This window comes from Chthonobacter albigriseus (assembly GCF_013839445.1).
Classification (GTDB): domain Bacteria; phylum Pseudomonadota; class Alphaproteobacteria; order Rhizobiales; family Pleomorphomonadaceae; genus Chthonobacter; species Chthonobacter albigriseus.
The window spans coordinates 387,896-404,754 of sequence record NZ_JACDIT010000003.1 but is presented as its reverse complement, the minus strand read 5'-3'; the positions used below and the strand labels follow the sequence as shown (position 1 = coordinate 404,754).

Sequence of the window (16,859 nt, the reverse complement as noted above, 5' to 3'; positions counted from 1 at the left end):
GCGGGTCAGGCCTGGAAGGGGTCGAGGACCTGGACACCCGCACGCTGGAAATCGATGGTGTTTCGCGTGACGACGATCATGCCGAACACGAGGGCGGTTGCGGCGATGAAACCGTCGATCGTCGGAAGCTTGTCGGGTGCATTGATCTCGCCCCATCGTTCGGCGATCGCCGCGTCGGCACCCACCGTTCTGTCGCGAAATTCGCTGCGCACCTCAGCGAGCCATCTTTCGAACTGCTTGGCCTGGATAGGGTTGCGTCGACGGACTAGCGCGACCCCCCGGGTCAGTTCGGCCAGCACGAAGATACTGAGTTAAGTCGTTTCCGTCGCCACGCTATCGCGCCATCGAAGAACGGCCGGGTGAGCAACCCGCCCGCGGCGGAGCTCGGATATGACGTTCGTGTCGAGCAGAAACATCAAAGCTCGATGTCTTCGGGGAGGCTTCTGTCCTGCCCGAGTTCGAAGACTTCGTCGAATTCAGGCCCGGAAATGTCCGGCAGGCCGTCGAAAAATTCTCCGAGTGTCTGCCCAGATGTATAAGCCGTATGTGCACCGACCATCTCGGACAGATGCCTTGCTGCCGCCGGATCGTTGCGCAACGTTTCGGCAATCCGGCGGAGCAGGGCCGAGTGGATCTTGGGCACCTGCACCTCGACCCGGGCGAGTCCCTGCGCACTCGCTTTTTGGCGGTGGCGTGTCACCGCACGGCGTTGGGCAACTGTCGTCACGAACCCATCCTCCGATCTTTCCGGAAGTATATCCGGAAAGATCGGAGTGGGCAATTGCCGCCGCGCCTCACAGCGCCGAGCGGAAGATCGCCTTGGCTGCCGTCTCATCGAGCGGGACCGGGTTGCCGCCGGCCGTCGGGTCGACGATGGCCATGGCGACGATCTCGTCGAGGCGGCTGTCGTCCACGTTGAGGCCGGCGAGGGTGTGGGGGATGCCGATCTCGGCTCGCAGGTCCAGGATCCAGCCGACGAAGCTGTCGAACGAGCGGTCGAGGCCGAGGTAGGCGGCGAGGCGGGCGATGCGCTCCTCGATGGCCGGCCGGTTGAAGTTGAGCACGTAAGGCATGAACACGGCGTTGGTCAGCCCGTGGTGGGTGTCGTAGAGCGCGCCAACGGGATGCGACAGCGCGTGGATACCGCCGAGGCCCTTCTGGAAGGCGGTGGCGCCCATGGAGGCCGCCGTCAACATGGCCCCGCGCGCCTCGATGTCGTCGCCCGTCTTCACGGCCTTGGGCAGGAACTCCTTGACGAGGCGGATGCCCTCCACGGCGATGCCGTCCGCCATCGGGTGGAAGCCGGGGGCGCAGTAGGCCTCGATGCAGTGGGCGAGGGCGTCCATCCCGGTCCAGGCGGTGATCTTCGGCGGCAGGCCGACGGTCAGCTCCGGGTCGAGGATGGTCACCTTGGGCATCATCTTGGGGTGGAAGATCACCTTCTTCGTATGCGTCGCCTCGTGGGTGATGACGCCGGCGCGGCCGACCTCCGAGCCGGTGCCGGCCGTGGTGGAGACGGCGACGATGGGGGCGATGCCGTTCGGATCGGCGCGGGTCCACCAGTCGCCGACATCCTCGAAGTCCCACATCGGGCGGGTCTGGCCGGCCATGAAGGCGATCACCTTGCCGACGTCGAGGGCCGAGCCGCCGCCGAAGGCGACCACGCCGTCGCACTTGCCGACGCGCAGCTGGTCGATGCCGGCGTAGACGTTGCTCTCAACCGGGTTGCCCTTGACGTCGGAGAAGACGGTGACGGCGAGGCCGGCGTCCTTCAGCTGCTGGATCGCCTCCTTCGTCATCGGCAGGTTGACGAGGCCGGGGTCGGTGACGAACAGCGGCCGGGCGATGCCCGACGACTTGCAGGCCTCGGCGAGTTCCTTGATGCGGCCGGCGCCGAAGCGGACGGCGGTGGGGTAGTTCCAATTGGCGCGGATGGTCATGGGTGGGTCTCGCTGCTGGTCCGACCGGTCAGGAAAGGCCGGCCTCGGCGTTCACCCAACAGGTCGTCATGGTCCGCGAAGGCGGACCACCCACGACTTTCAGGGCTCGGCAGGGCGCGCGTCATGTCCTGAAACCGGTTTGTTCGATGCGTGGGTGGTCCGCCTTCGCGGACCATGACGGGTTTTGGGGTGCGTTCGGTCCGCTTGCGCGAACCAAGACGTTCGTCGGCGCGGCAGCTACACCGGTGCCTTCCGCACGTAATAGCTCTTCGGACGCGTCAGGCCGTGGAAGCCGAGGGGAGAGAGCGCGGCGCCGCGGCCGGTCTGCTTGACGCCGGTCCAGGTCAGCGCCGGGTCGAGGTAGTCGCAGCGGTTGACGAAAACGGTGCCGGTCTGCACCCGGTCGCCGATGGCCGTCGCCGCGTCGAGGTCCTCCGTCCAGATCGAGGCGGTGAGGCCGTACTTGCTGTCGTTCATCAGCTGGATCGCCTCCTCGTCGTCGCGCACCTTCATGATGCCGACGGCCGGGCCGAAGGTCTCTTCGGTCATGAACTCCATCTGGTGGTTGACGTTGGTGAGGATCTGCGGGGCGACGTAGGGCGTGCCTTCTCGGTCGGCCGGGAAGCTCTTCGGGTCGATGTGGGCAACAGCCCCACCGCGCAGGGCCGCTGCGATCTGGTCGCGCACCACCGCGGCCTGGCGGGCGCGGGCAAGCGGACCCAACGTCACGGAGGGGTCGGTCGGGTTGCCGAGCACATACTGCTTGGTGAAGCTGACCAGGCCGTCCACGAACTCGTCATAGACCTTTTCGTGGACGTAGATGCGCTCGACGCCGCAGCAGCACTGGCCGGAGTTGAAGAAGGCGCCGTCGGCAACGTTCTCGATGGCGAACTGCATCTTCACGTCGGGCCTGACGTAGGCCGGGTCCTTGCCGCCGAGCTCCAGGTTGAGCGGCAGGAAGCGGCCCACGGCGGCCTTTTCCATTGCCTCGCCGCCGCCGACGGAGCCGGTGAAGGCCACCATGTCGACGAGCCCGGAGGCGATCACCTTGGCGGTGAGGTCGTGGGTCAGCACGATGTGCTGGAACACGCCCTTCGGCAGGCCGGCGGCGTCCATCGCCTTCTGGAAGCGCTCGGCCACCAGAAGCGTCTGGTCGGAGTGCTTCAGCACCACGGCATTACCGGCCATCAGGGCCGGCATCACCGAGTTGACCGTGGTGAGATAGGGGTAGTTCCAGGGCGCCACCACGAACACCGTGCCCAGCGGCTCGCGCTTGATATAGCGGTGCGCGCCGGATGTGCCTTTCTCCAGGCCGCTGTCGAGCGGGGCGAGGCTTTCGGCCGCGATCTTCGCCATGTGGCGGGTGCGAACCTCCACGCCGTTCAGCTCGAACGGGGTGTAGCGGATCGGCCGGCCCATCGACCAGGTCAGTTCCTCGGCGATCTCCGCGCGCATGGAGACCAGGGCGTCGAGCGCCCGCAGGCAGTAGTCTATACGGGTCTCGAGGGGCAGGGCGGCCCAGATCTTCTGGGCATCGCGGGCCGCGGAGAAGACCCGCGCGATCTCACCCTCGGACGCCGCCGGCCGCTCCACGTAGATGCGGCCGTCGACGGGGGAGATGCATTTGAGCGTTTCGGTCATGATGGTCTCGCAAGGTCGTGGTTCGCCGCCGGACGGCGTTTCGCCGCCCCGTGAGTAGGGCGATATGTGATCACAAAACGCATCCGGCGCCCGGTCGTCAATACCGCTCGAAGCCGCGCTTCAGTTCCCAGTCGGTGATCCGGCGGTCGTATTCGAACTGCTCCCAGCGGGCGGTGTGGGCGTAGTGCTCGATCACGTCGGCGCCGAAAGCCTTCTTCAGCATCTCGGAGCCTTCCAGCGTGTCGATCGCCTCGCGCAGCGTCTTCGGGATCTCGCGGATGCCCTTGCCAGCGTAGGCGTCGCCGGAGAAGGCGTCCTCCAGCTCCAGACCCTGCTCGATGCCGGAAAGGCCGGCTGCGATCATGGCGGCATAGGCGATGTGGGGGTTGATGTCCGCTCCGCCGATGCGGCACTCCGCGCGGATCGCCTTGGTGCCTTCGCCGACGAGGCGGAAGCCGGCGGTGCGGTTGTCGTGGCTCCAGACGGCCTTGGTGGGCGCGAAGGTGCCGACCTGGAAGCGCTTGTAGCTGTTGATGTAGGGCGCCAGGAAGTAGGTCATATCGCGGGCGTGGACGAGCAGGCCGGCCAGGTACTGGCGCATCAGCGTCGACATGCCGTGCTCGGCCGCCTTGTCCAGGAACAGCGACTGGCCGTCCTTGGTCCACAGGCTCTGGTGGACGTGGCAGGAGGAGCCGGCGAGATCGTAGGCGTATTTAGCCATAAAGGTGACGGCCTTGCCCTGCAGGTGGGCCATCTCCTTGATGCCGGTCTTCATGATGGCGTGCTCGTCGGCCATGGTGAGGGCGTCGGCATAGCGGACGTTGATCTCCTCCTGGCCCGGGCCCCATTCGCCCTTGGAGTTCTCAACTTTGATGCCGGCCGCGGAGAGCTGCTTGCGGATCTCCCGCATGAAGGGCTCCTCCATCGTGGTCGGCAGGATGCCGTAGTCCTCGATGTAGGGCGTGAAGGTCTTCAGCTGCTTCCAGCTCTTCTCGCCGGCCGACGTGTAGGTCTCGTCGAAGAGGTAGAACTCCAACTCGGAGGCCATGAAGGCCTTCCAGCCCTTGGCGTCGAGGCGGGCCAGCTGGCTCTTCAGCATGGCGCGGGGAGAATGCGGCAGGTCGTGGTGGTGGTGGTCCTGCACGTCGCAGATCACCAGCGCGGTGCCGGGCAGCCAGGGCGTCCGGCGCAGCGTCGCCATGTCGGGCTTCAGCACGAAGTCGCCGTAGCCCTGCGACCAGGAGGCGGCCTTGTAGCCGGGCACCGGCTCCATGTCGATGTCGACGGTCAGGAGGTAGTTGCAGGCGTGGGTCTCGTCCCAGGCCTCGACGAAGTGCTCGGCGTGGAAGCGCTTGCCCATAAGCCGGCCCTGCATGTCCACGAAGGCCACGTTGACGGTATCGATGGCGCCGACGGCGACCTCTTCCTTCAAGACTTCCAGCGACAGGTTGCCGGGCATGATGGTCAGTTCCTCTGGTGTTCTTGTTCGGAGCGGGGCGATCCCCGGTTCATTGAAAACGGTTTGCTGTCAGGGTGTTCGCCGAATCGGCTCAGGACCGGAGTCAACCAGCGGCGCCGCCGGCCGAAGCCCCATCGCCTCCATGATGGCCTCGCACAGGAGTTTCGCCCAGCGCCGATGCTGGACGGGCTCGCGCAGTTCGTCGTTGCGGACCTCGATCATCACATTGAGGAGGCCGCGCGACACCGCGTGCCGGTCGAGGGTGAAGTAGACCTCGTCGGCGGGGCTGTAGGGCTGATTGACCTCCACGAGCAGTCCCGGCTCGCGTTTCAGGCGGGCGAGCATGCCGGCGCCGAGACGGTCGTCGCGATCGAAGAGGACGCCGACCTCCAGCGCGCGGACCTTGCCGAGATAGACCGGGGTGAAGGTGTGGATCGCGCACACCGCGACATTCGCCTGTCCGCGCGCTTGGCAGGCAGCGACGTGGCGGTCCACCAGGGCCGCAAGCGCAGCGTGGTAGGGCTCGTAGACGGTCCGGATGCGTAGTGCGCGGTCGGCGTCGGCGATATCGCGATTGCCGGGGATCGTCGTCGCCTCGCTGACGGCCGGGATCAGCGTCCGGGAGGTCAGCGGGCGGTTCAGGTCGAGCACGAGGCGGGAAACGGTGGCGCGGACCAGTGGCGCATCGAGCAGATCGCTCATCTGCCGGGCGAGCGGCAAGGCGCCGGGGTCCCAGGCGATATGGGCCTGGCGCGCATCCGCATCGAGGCCCAGCGTGCCCCAGGGCTCCGGAATCCGGTTGGAGGCGTGGTCGACCACGAGGACGATCGGGGCTGTTCCAGCCTCGTTCTCGATCACCACGGGCCCGTTCGCTGCCTCCACTCCCCGCCTCCTGCGATCCGGTCCCCGCCTTGCCGTTTGGCTGGACAACCCTGTAACATCGTGGTCACGTTACGAGTGCAAGTCAATTCCTGTAATGTGGATTACAGACACGCGGACCGATTGCGTTCACGGTCGTTTCACGGACATCATTGCCGAGGGCTGGGGGATACGGTGGACGCGGGCAACTCGGATTTCACGATCGCTGAGCGGATCCGCGAGGAGCTCCAGCGGTTCACGCCCACGGAGCGCAAGGCCGCTCACGTGCTCCTGGCCAACTATCCGGTGGCCGGCCTGGAGACGGTGGCCGAGTTCGCCAAGCGCGCCACAGTGAGCGCGCCGACCGTGCTGCGCTTCGTCGGCCGCCTCGGATTTCCCGGTTATCCGGATTTCCAGCGTGCCCTTCGGGAGGAACTGGACAAGCAGAGCCAGTCGCCGCTCACCAAGGGCAATGCCGCCCGCTCGGGCGGCGACGGGCCGCTGGAGGCGTTTCGCGACCGATTGATCGAGAACATCTCGGAGACCTTCCGTCACCTTCCGGCCGCGGAGTTCCGGGGCGTGGTCGACGTGCTGGCGGACCGGCGGCGCGACGTGCACCTGATCGGCGGCCGTTTCAGCGACGCCATCGCCCGGCATATGGCGGCGCATCTTCGGGTGATCCGGCCGGGTGTGGCGCACATGGAAGGCCAGCCGGGCAACTGGCGCGACCAGGTGGTCGATTTCGGCGCCCGCGACACGCTGGTGGTGTTCGACATCCGCCGCTACCAGGAGGATGTGGCGCTGGTCGCGGCGGCCGCAGCCAAGCGCGGATCGACGGTCGTCCTGCTCACGGACCAGTGGCTGTCGCCGATCGCGCGCCACGCGCGCCATATCCTGTCCGCACGGGTTGCCGTGCCGTCGCGCTGGGATTCCATGACCGCCATGCTTGGACTGTGCGAGACCCTCCTGGCCGCGGTCACCGAGCGTCTGTGGGACGAGACCGGCGCGCGGCTTGCCGCCATCGACGAGTTGCGCCGGACATGAGCGTCACCCTCGTTCTCGGCGGCGCCCGATCCGGCAAGAGCCGCCACGCGGAAACCCTCGTGCGCGCCACCGGTCCGGCCCCCTGGACCTATATCGCCACGGCACAAGCCTTCGACGCGGAAATGACCGAGCGGATCGCCCAGCACAGGGCGGACCGGGCGGAAGGCTGGATCACCGTCGACGCGCCGCATGACCTTCCGGCCGCGCTTCGGGCAGCAGCCGGCGAGGGGAGGGCGGTGCTGGTCGATTGCCTCACCCTCTGGCTTTCCAACCGGATGCTCGCCGAGGCCGATCTGGCGGCCGAGACGAAGGCGCTGGTGGAGGCAGTCCGCGGCTATCCGGCGCCGCTCGTCGTCGTCTCCAACGAGGTCGGCTTCGGGATCGTCCCGGACAATGCGCTGGGCCGTCGGTTCCGCGACGCGCAGGGCCGGGTCAACCAGGAGATCGCGGCCGCCGCGGACCGGGTGGTGCTGGTCGTCGCCGGGATCCCGGTGGCGGTCAAGTAGCTCACCGCCGCGAGCTCCGGTCCGGCGACGTTCGGCGGGAATCTTTTCCCGCCCTGGAACCGGAGCGTATCCGTGGAAGTTCTTTCAGCATCGCCGCCGGCAAAACCACAATGTCGGCGCCCGTTGATCCGAGACGGAGGGAAGTCGATGTTGGGTTGGGCTCTTACTTTTCTGATCATTGCTCTGATCGCTGCCGCGTTTGGCTTCGGCGGTATTGCCGGCACGGCCGTCGGCATCGCCAAGCTGATCTTCTTCGTAGCGATCGTGCTGTTCGTGATCTCGCTGATCTACGGTCTGGTCACAGGCCGCCGCCCGCCCGTCGCATAAGGGCGGGATCAATCCAGATCCCAGGGAAGGGGCCGGTGGCGACACCGGCCCTTTTTCTTTGCCCGCCGGGTCGAGGCAACGTCCTCCCCGTCACGCCGCGCGGGCGAGGCGGACCTCGGCCATGTGGCCTTCGCGGGTGACGGTGGCGTTGAGCTGGGCGGCGTAGGCGCGCGACAGGCGGTCGGCGAGCGGACGGACGGGGGCGAGATTCTCGCGCTGAAGGATGATGCGGGCGACGATCGTTTCCTGCGCGTCGTCACCCCAGGTGACCGCAAGGCGGAGCGTGTCGTCGGCCTGCCGGGCCTCGTCGAACAGCGGCACCAGCAGTTCCGTCATCAGCAGCGCGAAAGGGATCGCCCGGTCGAGGTGCAGCGACATGCCTTCGCCGAGCTCCTGGATGACGACGGCGCGCACCGACAGCTTGGCGCTTTCCCGCAGGCGCTCTACCAGGTCCACCATCAGCGAGGCGAGCGGCACCTGGCCGGTCTCGCCGTCGGCGTAGGAGGCACGATAGGCGGCGGCGAGCGCCTGGACGCGGTCGTGCGCCTCGCGGATGGCGACCTCGGTGGCCGGATCGGCCTCGCGGCGCTGCAGGGTGAGCAGACTGGCGATCATCTGGAAGTTGTTCTTCACGCGGTGGTGCAGTTCGCGGACGAAGTGGTTCTTCTCCGCCAGCGCCCGCTCCAGCTCCACCGAGCGGGCCTCGATGCGGGTCGCCATGGCGTCGAAGTTCTCGCCGAGGGCGCGGAATTCCTCCGGCGCGGACGGCATGCCGCCGACGCGAGCGGTGAGGTCGCCGTCGCCGTAGTCACGGGTGACGCGGGCGAGACGGCGGACCCAGCGGTTGACCAGGCGGTCGACGCCGAGCCAGGAGATCGCCACCGCGGCGACCAGGAACAGGAAGGGCAGGCCGACCACCAGAGCCACCCGCACCGGCAGCGACTGGTTGACGGTCATGACGTCGCTGGTCACGGCGACGCGCAGGCTGGTGGTGCCGACGCGAGCGATCGCGACGAAGCCGGCGCCGGGGGCGTCGACCTGCACCACGGGAAGGCTGCCGGCCGCGACATCGGCCACGGCGGCGAGCACGGCGGAGACCGCCGCTGCGTCGACGACGCCTTCCGGGTCGGCAATCACGCCGCCGGATTCGGTGAGTACGTAGACGCGCGCGCGGCCGAGCCCTGCGATCGAGGTGGTGACGCGGCGCCAGATCGGATCGAGGGCGACGTGGGTGATGGCGAGGGCCGAGGGGTTGCCGGAGCGGGCGCGGACGATGCGGATCGCCGGGGCCCTGGAGGCGGCGATCGCCATCACCGCGTCGGAACGGGGTTCCACCACGGGTGTCCCGCCGGACAGCGCCACCAACGCGCCGTCGCCGCGGGCGATGCCGCAGACGCGCGAGCCGCCGGAGACAATCGACATGTCGGCGACCGATTCGTTGATTTCCACGAAGCGGGTCGCGGCAAGCTGGCAGCGGGCCGCGTCCACCGCGATGCCGTCGATGGCGAGCGTCACGTCGGCGGCGCGGCCGACACCCTCCACTACGCTCTCCACGGCGCCGGCGACCACGCGCGCAGTCTCGTAGCGGGCGCGCATCTCAGCCTCGCGCGCGGTTTCGCCCGCGCTCCAGGCGTAGATCGCCCCCAACGTGGCGAGCGGAAGCACGGCAGCCACCAGGAGAAGGCCGATCCGTCCTCCGATGGGGATGCTGCCGAAGATGGTCACGCTCGCCCTCGCGACAAAGGCACGTCCGCGGCCGGAAAGGCCAGGTCGCGGGCGGCTCGCCCCGGAACCGTAGTCGTCGGCGGTGGGGTTGGGAAGGTGAAGCTTCCGGTTCGGGTCAGGTTCCGGACCTCAGCGCCAGCACCGCGTCGCCCATCACGGCCTGGGTGGCCTCGTCCGGGCCGAAGGCTTCCGCCGAGCTGATCGACATGATCTCCACCAGCTTGTTGCGGGCGCGGTTGACGCGGCTCTTCACGGTGCCGACGGCGCAGCCGCAGATCTCGGCCGCCTCCTCGTAGGAGAACCCGCTGGCGCCGATCAGGATCAACGCCTCGCGCTGGTCGTCCGGCAGGCGCGACAGCGCCTCGCGGAAGTCGGCGAGGTCCATGTGGCCGTTCTGGCTGGGGTGGGTGGCCAGGCGGGCGGCGTGCTCGCCCTCGACGTCCTGCACCTCGCGACGCTGCTTGCGGTGGTTGGAGTAGAAGGTGTTGCGCAGGATGGTGAACAGCCAGGCCCGCATGTTGGTGCCCGGCGTGAAGCTGTCCAGGTTGGACCAGGCCTTGACCAGCGTCTCCTGGACGAGGTCGTCGGCACGGTCGGCGTCGGCGGTCAGGGACACCGCAAAGGCGCGCAGCGGCGGAATGGCCGCCAAGAGCTCGTCGCGCAGCGCGCGTCTGCCCCCCTTGCCTTCATCGGTCATCGACGTATGTCCCCGGTCGCACCGGTCATCGCGGGTGCGCCCTCTTCGAGGGTGGACTTGGTGGCGTCGGCCTTGGGCGCGCCGTCGATGGGCGCTGCGACCGCGGCCGAATCGAGCTTGTCGAGCAGTTGGGCGAACCGATCCGGGATGGGCTCGGACAGTACGCTGTCATAATAGGCCTTCAGCCGCACGCCGATGTGGGCCTGCAGGTCGGGCGATAGCGGCCGTGCGTCGGGCTTTCCCGCGACGCCGTCCGTCCGGCGAACCGGCTTCTCGTCTTGCGTCCTGTCGCGTGTCAAAGGTCTCTTCCTTCGCGGTCGGTAGTGTCCATTGGCGCCGGTTCAACCGCGCGTCCGAATTCGATCGATCGGAATCCAGAACGCTGCGGCGTCAATCCGGTTCCCCTGTGGATTCGCACAAGCTCGATTTTCCTCTCGATGTTGTATTACGTAAGTTTGCCGTTGGCGTCTTTTTCATGCCGAGGCAGTGGGCGAGGGAACCAAACCGAGGGCCTTGCGTTGACTCTCGGGTGTTCATGCGCCCGCTGGCCGCATGCCGCAAAAGATCGATCATCAGCATCGACAGGAGCCGCTGTCCGAATGTCGCTTTCCGAGACCATCGCCCCGCACCTGCCCTACCTGCGCCGTTACGCGCGCGCCCTCAACGGAACACAAACCAGCGGAGACGCCTACGTCATCGCGGTTCTCGAAGCGCTCGTCGCCTCGCCGGAATCGTTCGATCGGTCGCTTCCCGCCCGGGTCGCCCTCTACATGGTGTTCTCGCAGATCTGGAACTCCGTGGCGGTCAACGCCGAGGATCCGCACGAACAGCCAGGCACCGGGATGCGCGCCGTCGAAGCCCTAACGCCCCAGCCTCGGCAGGCGTTCCTGCTGACGACGGTGGAGGGCTTCTCCGTTGCCGAAGCCGCGACCATCCTCGGCACCTCGGAGGGCGACGTGATGGCGCTCATCGAGGAAGCCGGGCGCGAGATCGCCGGCCAGGTCGCCACCGACGTGCTGATCATCGAGGACGAGCCGATCATCGCCATGGACCTGGAGATGCTGGTGGAGAGCCTCGGCCACACGGTCGTCGGCAACGCCCGCACCCACAAGGAGGCGGTTTCGATCGCAAACTCCAAGCGTCCCGGCCTGATCCTCGCCGACATCCAACTCGCCGACGGCTCGTCCGGCCTGGACGCCGTGAACGAGATCCTGCCCGGCCTCTCCGTGCCGGTGGTGTTCATCACCGCCTATCCGGAGCGCCTGTTGACGGGCGAACGGCCGGAGCCGGCCTTCCTGATCACCAAGCCGTTCCGGCAGGACATGGTCAAGGCCGTGGTCAGCCAGGCGCTGTTCTTCAGGGATGCCGCCCGCGACACGCGGCAAGCCTCGATCGCCTGATCCAACCAGGCTGTGCGGGCCGCCCTTGATCGCGGTCCGCCCGGTCTCCATCTCTCCACCTGAGGGCGTCGGGGCGCGGGCTTCGGCGCCCTTTTTACGAGCGGACGGGTTCATGACGATCGTCGAGGCGGATGTGGAACGCGGCGCGGCCGAAGGCGTCGGCCGGATCGCTGTGGCGATCAATGCCAAGGCCGGGGCGGCGCGCGCCTCCGACCGGCGCATGCTGAAGGACCGGATCCGCGAGGCCGTGGAACCGATCGGAACGCTGCAGGAGATCGTCTTCGTCGAGCCGCGCGCCTGGATGCGCACGCTTCAGGCGTTCGCCGACCGCCCTGACATCGATACCGTGATCGTCGGCGGCGGCGACGGGTCCATCTCCAGCGCCGGGCAGGTCTTCGTCGGAAGCGGCAAGACGATGGGCGTCATCCCGCTCGGCACCTTCAATCTCTTCGCCCGCTCGCTGCGCATCCCTGTCGGGTTCGACGCCGCTCTGGCGGCGCTCGCCTCGGCCAGGATCGAGGCCGTGGACACCGGCTCCATGACCGACGGCCTCGGCCGCGAGCATGTCTTCCTCCACCACGTCAGCTTCGGCGCCCACCCGCACTTCATCGAAGTGCGGGAGGCGATGCCCTACGGCTCGCGGATCGGCAAGATGCTCGCCTCGCTGAGGGTTTGGGGCCGCACGCTGCGCAGCCTGGAGCAGGTGCCGCTTTCCTTCGGCGGCGACCTACAGCGGATCAAGGCGCGATACTTCCAGGTGGCGGTCACCGTCGGGTCGTTTCGCGAGGGGTTCGGCGACTTCCCCCATGCCGAAGACCTCACGCTCGGCGATCTCGACGTGGTGCTGCTGCCGGCGCGGGGGCGATGGGACTTCGTGCTCGCCGCGATCACCGCCGCACTCGGTCGCTGGCGGTCCAACTCGCGCCTGGAGGTCCAGCCGGTGCGCAACCTCACCGTCGCCAGTCACAGGCGCCACCTCAAGGTGTCGATCGACGGCGAACTGCGCCGGCTGCCACCGACGCTGACCTTTCGCGTCCAACCGAAGTCGCTGAAGGTGCTGCGCGGCTGACCGGCTCCCACCTCGATCGGGCCTCCGCGGACCGTTACACAGCGCGCCGCGGGGCGGCTCTCCCGAATTTCTGCAACGTTACAGTTGCTCTTTCGACCGTTCCTCGCTAGTCCTTTCGCGTCGCGAGGAGCGGAGGACGGGATGCTGATCGGGATCGACTGGGGCGGGACCAAGATGGAGGTGATCGGTCTGTCCGATCAGGGGCAGGAGCTGGTCCGGCACCGTATCCCGACGCCGCGGGAAGACTACGAGGGCTCGATCCGCGCCGTTGTCGACCTGGTGGGCCATGCCGAACAGGCGACCGGTCTCACCGGACATGTCGGTCTCGGCATCCCCGGCAGTCCCAATCCGAAGACCGGGCTGATCCGCAATGCGAACTCGTGGTGGCTGAACGGCAAGCCGCTCGGCCGCGACCTGGAGCAGGCGCTCGGCCGGCCGGTGCGGCTGTCCAACGACGCCAACTGCCTGGCCGTCTCGGAGGCGGTGGACGGGGCAGGGGCCGGGTGCCACGTGGTGCACGGCATCATCATCGGCACCGGCCACGGGTCCGGCATCGCCATCGACGGGCGGCCGCATAACGGCTTTCAGGGGCTTGGCGGCGAGATCGGCCACTATTCCCTGCCGTGGCCCAAGGAGGGCGAGTATCCCGGCCCGAAATGCTGGTGCGGGCGGACCGGCTGCCTGGAGATGTACTGTTCCGGCACCGGGTTCCAGGACGACTACGAGCGAGCGACAGGCACACGCCTTTCCGGGCGCGAGATCGTGGCCAAGATGCGCGCGGACGATCCGGACGCCAAGGCCAGCTACGGGCGCTATGCCGACCGGCTGGCGCGCTCGCTGGCGCTCATCATCGACATCCTCGACCCGGACGTGTTCGTGCTCGGCGGCGGCATGTCCAACGTCGACGAGCTCTACGACGACCTGCCTCGGCTGATGACGCCCTACGTCTTCTCCGACAGCGTGGAGACGCCGATCCGGAAGGCCAAATTCGGGGACAGCTCCGGCGTGCGCGGCGCGGCTTGGCTCTGGAAGGACTGACCGGCCGCAGGGCAGTGCGGGCCAACATGGTTATCGGGTTCTTAACGCTCTCCAGCCTAAGGATTGCCGAAGCTTCAATCGGCAGTCCGAGACCATGCGCCCGCGCACCGTCATCAGCATCCTGACCTGGGACTCGCTCCACTACACGCGCAACCTTCTCCTCAACCTGACCTGGGCGGTGCCCGGCCGGAACATGTCGGTGATGATCCTCGACCAGGGGTCGGGTCCGGACACGGTGGCTTTGCTCAAGGAGTTCGTGCCCGGACGCGCGGGCTTCTCGGCGCGCCTGCGGGCCGACAACATCGGCTACGGACCGGGGCACAACGACAACTACCGGGCTGCGCTTGCCGCCGGGCCGTTCGACTACTTCATCACCGTCAACAGCGATGCCCTGTTCGGGGAGGCCGGCTGGGCCGACCGGATGGTCGAGGCGATGGAGGCGAACCCCACGGCGGCGCTGGGCGGGCCCTATGCCTATCGGCTGGACGGCCAGCGCTACGTCCAGGCGACGCGCGAGCAGGCCGCGGCGGGCGACTACCTTTTCATCACCGGCGCTGTCGCGATCATGCGCGCGTCGGCGGTGGAGACTGCGGGCCTCTTCGACGAAGCCTTCGAGCCGGCCTACTGGGAGGACGCGGACATGGCGCTCCGCTACGAGCGGCTCGGCTTTTCGCAGATCCACATCGACATTCCGGTGCTGCATGGCTACCTCGGCAGCGCCGGGCGGGTGAACGAGGCCAAGAACGCGGACCTGACGCGGCGCTGGGGCGACTACAAGCAGCGCAACCTCCAGCTCTTCTCCAGGCGCTGGATGGGGCCGGACGCGCTCGGGCGAAGCGAGGATCCACGCGGCTGGGGCGATCGCCTCTACCTGCCCGGACGGTGATCCGGACCGGCCTCGGCGGCGCATGAACTGCCCATTGGCCGCACCGGATTTTCGCGCTAGCCCTAGCGGCAACCAGAAACCTCCGGAGAGCGCCCCATGTCCGACATCCGTCCCGTTCGCTTCGGCGTCGTGTCCACCGCCAGGATCGCGCGCGAGAAGGTGATCCCGGGTTTCAGAACGACGCCCTTCGTTGAGGTCGCCGCGATCGCCTCGCGCGATGCGGCCAAGGCGCGCGCGACGGCGGATGCGCTCGGCATACCGGTCGCGCACGGGTCCTACGAGGCGCTGTTCGCCGATCCCACCATCGAGGCGGTGTACATCCCGACGCCCAACGACAGCCACGTGGATCTGTCGCTGCAGGCGGCGCGGGCCGGCAAGCACGTGCTCTGCGAGAAGCCGGCCGGCATGAACGGGGCGGACGTGGCGCGGCTTTCCGCGCTTCCGGCCGGCATCATCTGGGCGGAAGCCTTCATGGTGCGCTACCATCCGCAATGGATCGCCGCGCGCGACCTGGTCCGTTCCGGACGGATCGGGACGCCGGTGGGCGTGCAGTCCTGGTTCTCCTACAAGAACGTCGATCCCGACAACATCCGCAACAAGCCGGAAACCGGCGGCGGGGCGGCGCTCGACATCGGCTGCTATCCGATCGTGGTGTCGCGCTTCGTGCTCGACGCCGATCCGGTGCGGGTGGTCTCCCTGGTGGAGCGTGACGCGGTATTCCGGACGGACGTGCTGACCTCGGCCCTGATCGACTTCGGCGGCGGGCGGCATCTGACCTTCACGGTCGGAACGCAGTGCTCGCCGCACCAGCGGGTCACGATCGTCGGTACCGAGGGCCGGATCGAGATCCTGATCCCCTTCAACGCGCCGCAGATGGAGGAGACCGTCATCCGCATCGACAGCGGAAAAGCGCTCGGCGATGCCTCTGCGGAGGAAATCCGCTTCGCGCCTTCCGACCAGTATGGCCTGCAGGGCGAAGCCTTCGCCAAGGCCGTCCGGGGGGTGGAACCGCTTGCCTACGGGGTTGCGGATTCCCTTGTCATGAACCGCACATTGGATGCGATCTTCGCGTCCGAGAGCAGCGGCGGTTGGATCGACGTTATGTCGCGGGCGTGACCGTTCGGGTGAGGCTGCTCCGATCGACCGGTCTCAAAACAAAGCTTCGAACTGCAAGTGTTTTCAATCTATAAGAACTTTTGCATGTGATTGCGCGCAGCATTGCCGGCGGCGTCTGGCAGCGTTTGCGCGCGCCAGGAGCGTCGGCGTTTGTAGGATTACTTCCTGAATTTGCCGCTCAAGCGAGCGTGAGGCCAAAACCTTACCGAGTATCGATCCCGAATGCCACAAATTGGCTCGGTGACACGATTGCAATTTCCCCATGCTCCTATATTTTCCAGTGTCAACAAAGGTACGCGACAAGCGATTCCGCAGATGGTTTCCCATCCCTGTGGTTTGCTGACCGAACAGCACATCTTCCGTTGGCAATCAGGAGCCCGACCCGCCCCAATGTACGTTTCCGACGGAAAGCCAGCTGGACGCGGGCGGCGCAATCTTCACGAGCAAATCGCCTTCGACATCGGCGTACAGATTGCCCGGGGCGACTACCGGGAAGGTGATCTGCTGCCCACGGAGATGGTGCTGGCGGAACGCTACGGCGTGTCGCGGACCGCAGTGCGCGAGGCGTTCCGGATTCTTGCCGCGAAGGGCATGACCACCTCGCGTCCGAAGATCGGCACGCGGGTGCGGATGCGGGGGCAGTGGAACATGCTGGACCAGGATGTTCTGGGCTGGCACGTCCGCGACATCGTTGACGAAGGCTTCATGAAAGCCGTGTTCGAGATGCGCTCGCTGATCGAGCCGCAAGCTGCCGCGCTGGCAGCAGAACGGCGTTCGGACAAGCAACTGCGCGCCCTGCATGCGGCCCTCCAGCAGATCCAGCGCGCACACTCCGGCGACGGGCTGAGCGACGCCATCCTGCAGTTCCACGAGGCTCTGCTCGATGCGGCCTGCAATCCGCTGCTCCGCTCGTTCGGGACGCTGATCGAGTCCGTCCTCAAGGTCACGCTGAAGATCGAGGCGCAGCGGATCGAATCCGTGCCCGGCGTGCTGATGCCGACGAGCCGGATGGAGATGGTGGCGCGGCACACGCCGATCTTCGAGGCCGTCCGCGACAGGGAGCCGGATGCGGCCCGCGCCGCGGTGACGGCCGCCGTGGTGTCGGCCCGCAACGACCTCGCCGAGGTGGTCGCGCGGCAGGACAAGCGCTGAC

General features: G+C 67.5%; 18 protein-coding genes. 9 read left to right on the top strand and 9 right to left on the bottom strand.

The window, feature by feature from the left end; genetic code table 11:
- Window positions 1-5: 5 nt before the first annotated feature.
- The 6 genes from HZ321_RS12165 to HZ321_RS12140 form a co-directional block, all read right to left on the bottom strand.
- A complete protein-coding gene (locus tag HZ321_RS12165; RefSeq protein ID WP_181702607.1) occupies window positions 6-299 on the bottom strand; it encodes a PIN domain-containing protein in 294 nt (97 codons plus the stop codon).
- A 116-nt stretch (window positions 300-415) separates the two neighbouring features.
- Window positions 416-727 (bottom strand): hypothetical protein, encoded by a 312-nt coding sequence (locus tag HZ321_RS12160; protein ID WP_181702606.1) that lies wholly within the window; start codon window positions 725-727, stop codon window positions 416-418.
- 67 nt (window positions 728-794) lie between these two features.
- A complete protein-coding gene (locus HZ321_RS12155; RefSeq protein WP_181702605.1) occupies window positions 795-1,940 on the bottom strand; it encodes an iron-containing alcohol dehydrogenase in 1,146 nt (381 codons plus the stop codon).
- A gap of 237 nt (window positions 1,941-2,177) precedes the next feature.
- Window positions 2,178-3,581: an aldehyde dehydrogenase family protein gene (locus HZ321_RS12150; RefSeq protein WP_181702604.1), complete on the bottom strand. Its 1,404-nt coding sequence runs from the start codon at window positions 3,579-3,581 to the stop codon at window positions 2,178-2,180.
- Between the two features lie 97 nt (window positions 3,582-3,678).
- Window positions 3,679-5,040 carry a glutamine synthetase family protein gene (locus HZ321_RS12145; protein WP_181702603.1) on the bottom strand — a complete coding sequence of 454 codons (1,362 nt, stop codon included), beginning with the start codon at window positions 5,038-5,040 and terminating at the stop codon, window positions 3,679-3,681.
- A gap of 69 nt (window positions 5,041-5,109) precedes the next feature.
- On the bottom strand, window positions 5,110-5,922 hold the full coding sequence (locus HZ321_RS12140) for an N-formylglutamate amidohydrolase (RefSeq protein WP_342343844.1): 813 nt from the start codon (window positions 5,920-5,922) through the stop codon (window positions 5,110-5,112).
- Between the two features lie 171 nt (window positions 5,923-6,093).
- Between HZ321_RS12140 and HZ321_RS12135 the strand changes: the two genes are divergently transcribed.
- From HZ321_RS12135 to HZ321_RS12125, 3 genes are all read left to right on the top strand, one after another.
- Complete coding sequence (locus tag HZ321_RS12135) at window positions 6,094-6,942, top strand: MurR/RpiR family transcriptional regulator (protein ID WP_342343843.1); 849 nt, start codon at window positions 6,094-6,096, stop codon at window positions 6,940-6,942.
- Window positions 6,939-7,448 (top strand): bifunctional adenosylcobinamide kinase/adenosylcobinamide-phosphate guanylyltransferase, encoded by a 510-nt coding sequence (gene cobU / locus HZ321_RS12130; protein ID WP_181702600.1) that lies wholly within the window; start codon window positions 6,939-6,941, stop codon window positions 7,446-7,448. Before HZ321_RS12135 ends, cobU begins: the two co-directional genes overlap by 4 nt.
- Before the next feature lie 147 nt (window positions 7,449-7,595).
- The gene (locus tag HZ321_RS12125; RefSeq protein ID WP_181702599.1) at window positions 7,596-7,775 is read left to right on the top strand and encodes a DUF1328 domain-containing protein; all 180 of its coding nucleotides are present in this window, start codon (window positions 7,596-7,598) and stop codon (window positions 7,773-7,775) included.
- A 90-nt stretch (window positions 7,776-7,865) separates the two neighbouring features.
- Here HZ321_RS12125 and HZ321_RS21940 read toward each other — a convergent pair whose 3' ends face one another.
- The 3 genes from HZ321_RS21940 to HZ321_RS12110 all read right to left on the bottom strand — a co-directional run bounded on the left by HZ321_RS21940 (window position 7,866) and on the right by HZ321_RS12110 (window position 10,496).
- Window positions 7,866-9,500 (bottom strand): histidine kinase dimerization/phosphoacceptor domain -containing protein, encoded by a 1,635-nt coding sequence (locus tag HZ321_RS21940; RefSeq protein WP_181702598.1) that lies wholly within the window; start codon window positions 9,498-9,500, stop codon window positions 7,866-7,868.
- 115 nt (window positions 9,501-9,615) lie between these two features.
- Window positions 9,616-10,197 (bottom strand): sigma-70 family RNA polymerase sigma factor, encoded by a 582-nt coding sequence (locus tag HZ321_RS12115; protein ID WP_181702597.1) that lies wholly within the window; start codon window positions 10,195-10,197, stop codon window positions 9,616-9,618.
- Complete coding sequence (locus HZ321_RS12110; RefSeq protein ID WP_181702596.1) at window positions 10,194-10,496, bottom strand: NepR family anti-sigma factor; 303 nt, start codon at window positions 10,494-10,496, stop codon at window positions 10,194-10,196. The genes HZ321_RS12115 and HZ321_RS12110 overlap by 4 nt, the downstream gene beginning before the upstream one ends.
- A gap of 300 nt (window positions 10,497-10,796) precedes the next feature.
- Between HZ321_RS12110 and HZ321_RS12105 the strand changes: the two genes are divergently transcribed.
- The 6 genes from HZ321_RS12105 (at window position 10,797) to HZ321_RS12080 (ending at window position 16,858) form a co-directional block, all read left to right on the top strand.
- Window positions 10,797-11,597, top strand: a complete 801-nt coding sequence (locus HZ321_RS12105) for a response regulator (protein ID WP_181702595.1) — start codon at window positions 10,797-10,799, stop codon at window positions 11,595-11,597.
- Between the two features lie 112 nt (window positions 11,598-11,709).
- Window positions 11,710-12,666 (top strand): diacylglycerol/lipid kinase family protein, encoded by a 957-nt coding sequence (locus HZ321_RS12100; RefSeq protein ID WP_181702594.1) that lies wholly within the window; start codon window positions 11,710-11,712, stop codon window positions 12,664-12,666.
- Window positions 12,667-12,807: 141 nt separating this feature from the next.
- Window positions 12,808-13,704, top strand: coding sequence for an ROK family protein (locus HZ321_RS12095; protein WP_181702593.1), 897 nt, complete (start codon window positions 12,808-12,810; stop codon window positions 13,702-13,704).
- A gap of 94 nt (window positions 13,705-13,798) precedes the next feature.
- Window positions 13,799-14,590 carry a glycosyltransferase gene (locus tag HZ321_RS12090; RefSeq protein WP_181702592.1) on the top strand — a complete coding sequence of 264 codons (792 nt, stop codon included), beginning with the start codon at window positions 13,799-13,801 and terminating at the stop codon, window positions 14,588-14,590.
- A 96-nt stretch (window positions 14,591-14,686) separates the two neighbouring features.
- Window positions 14,687-15,706, top strand: a complete 1,020-nt coding sequence (locus HZ321_RS12085; protein WP_181702591.1) for a Gfo/Idh/MocA family protein — start codon at window positions 14,687-14,689, stop codon at window positions 15,704-15,706.
- A 390-nt stretch (window positions 15,707-16,096) separates the two neighbouring features.
- Window positions 16,097-16,858, top strand: a complete 762-nt coding sequence (locus tag HZ321_RS12080; RefSeq protein ID WP_181702590.1) for a FadR/GntR family transcriptional regulator — start codon at window positions 16,097-16,099, stop codon at window positions 16,856-16,858.
- Window position 16,859 lies beyond the last annotated feature (1 nt).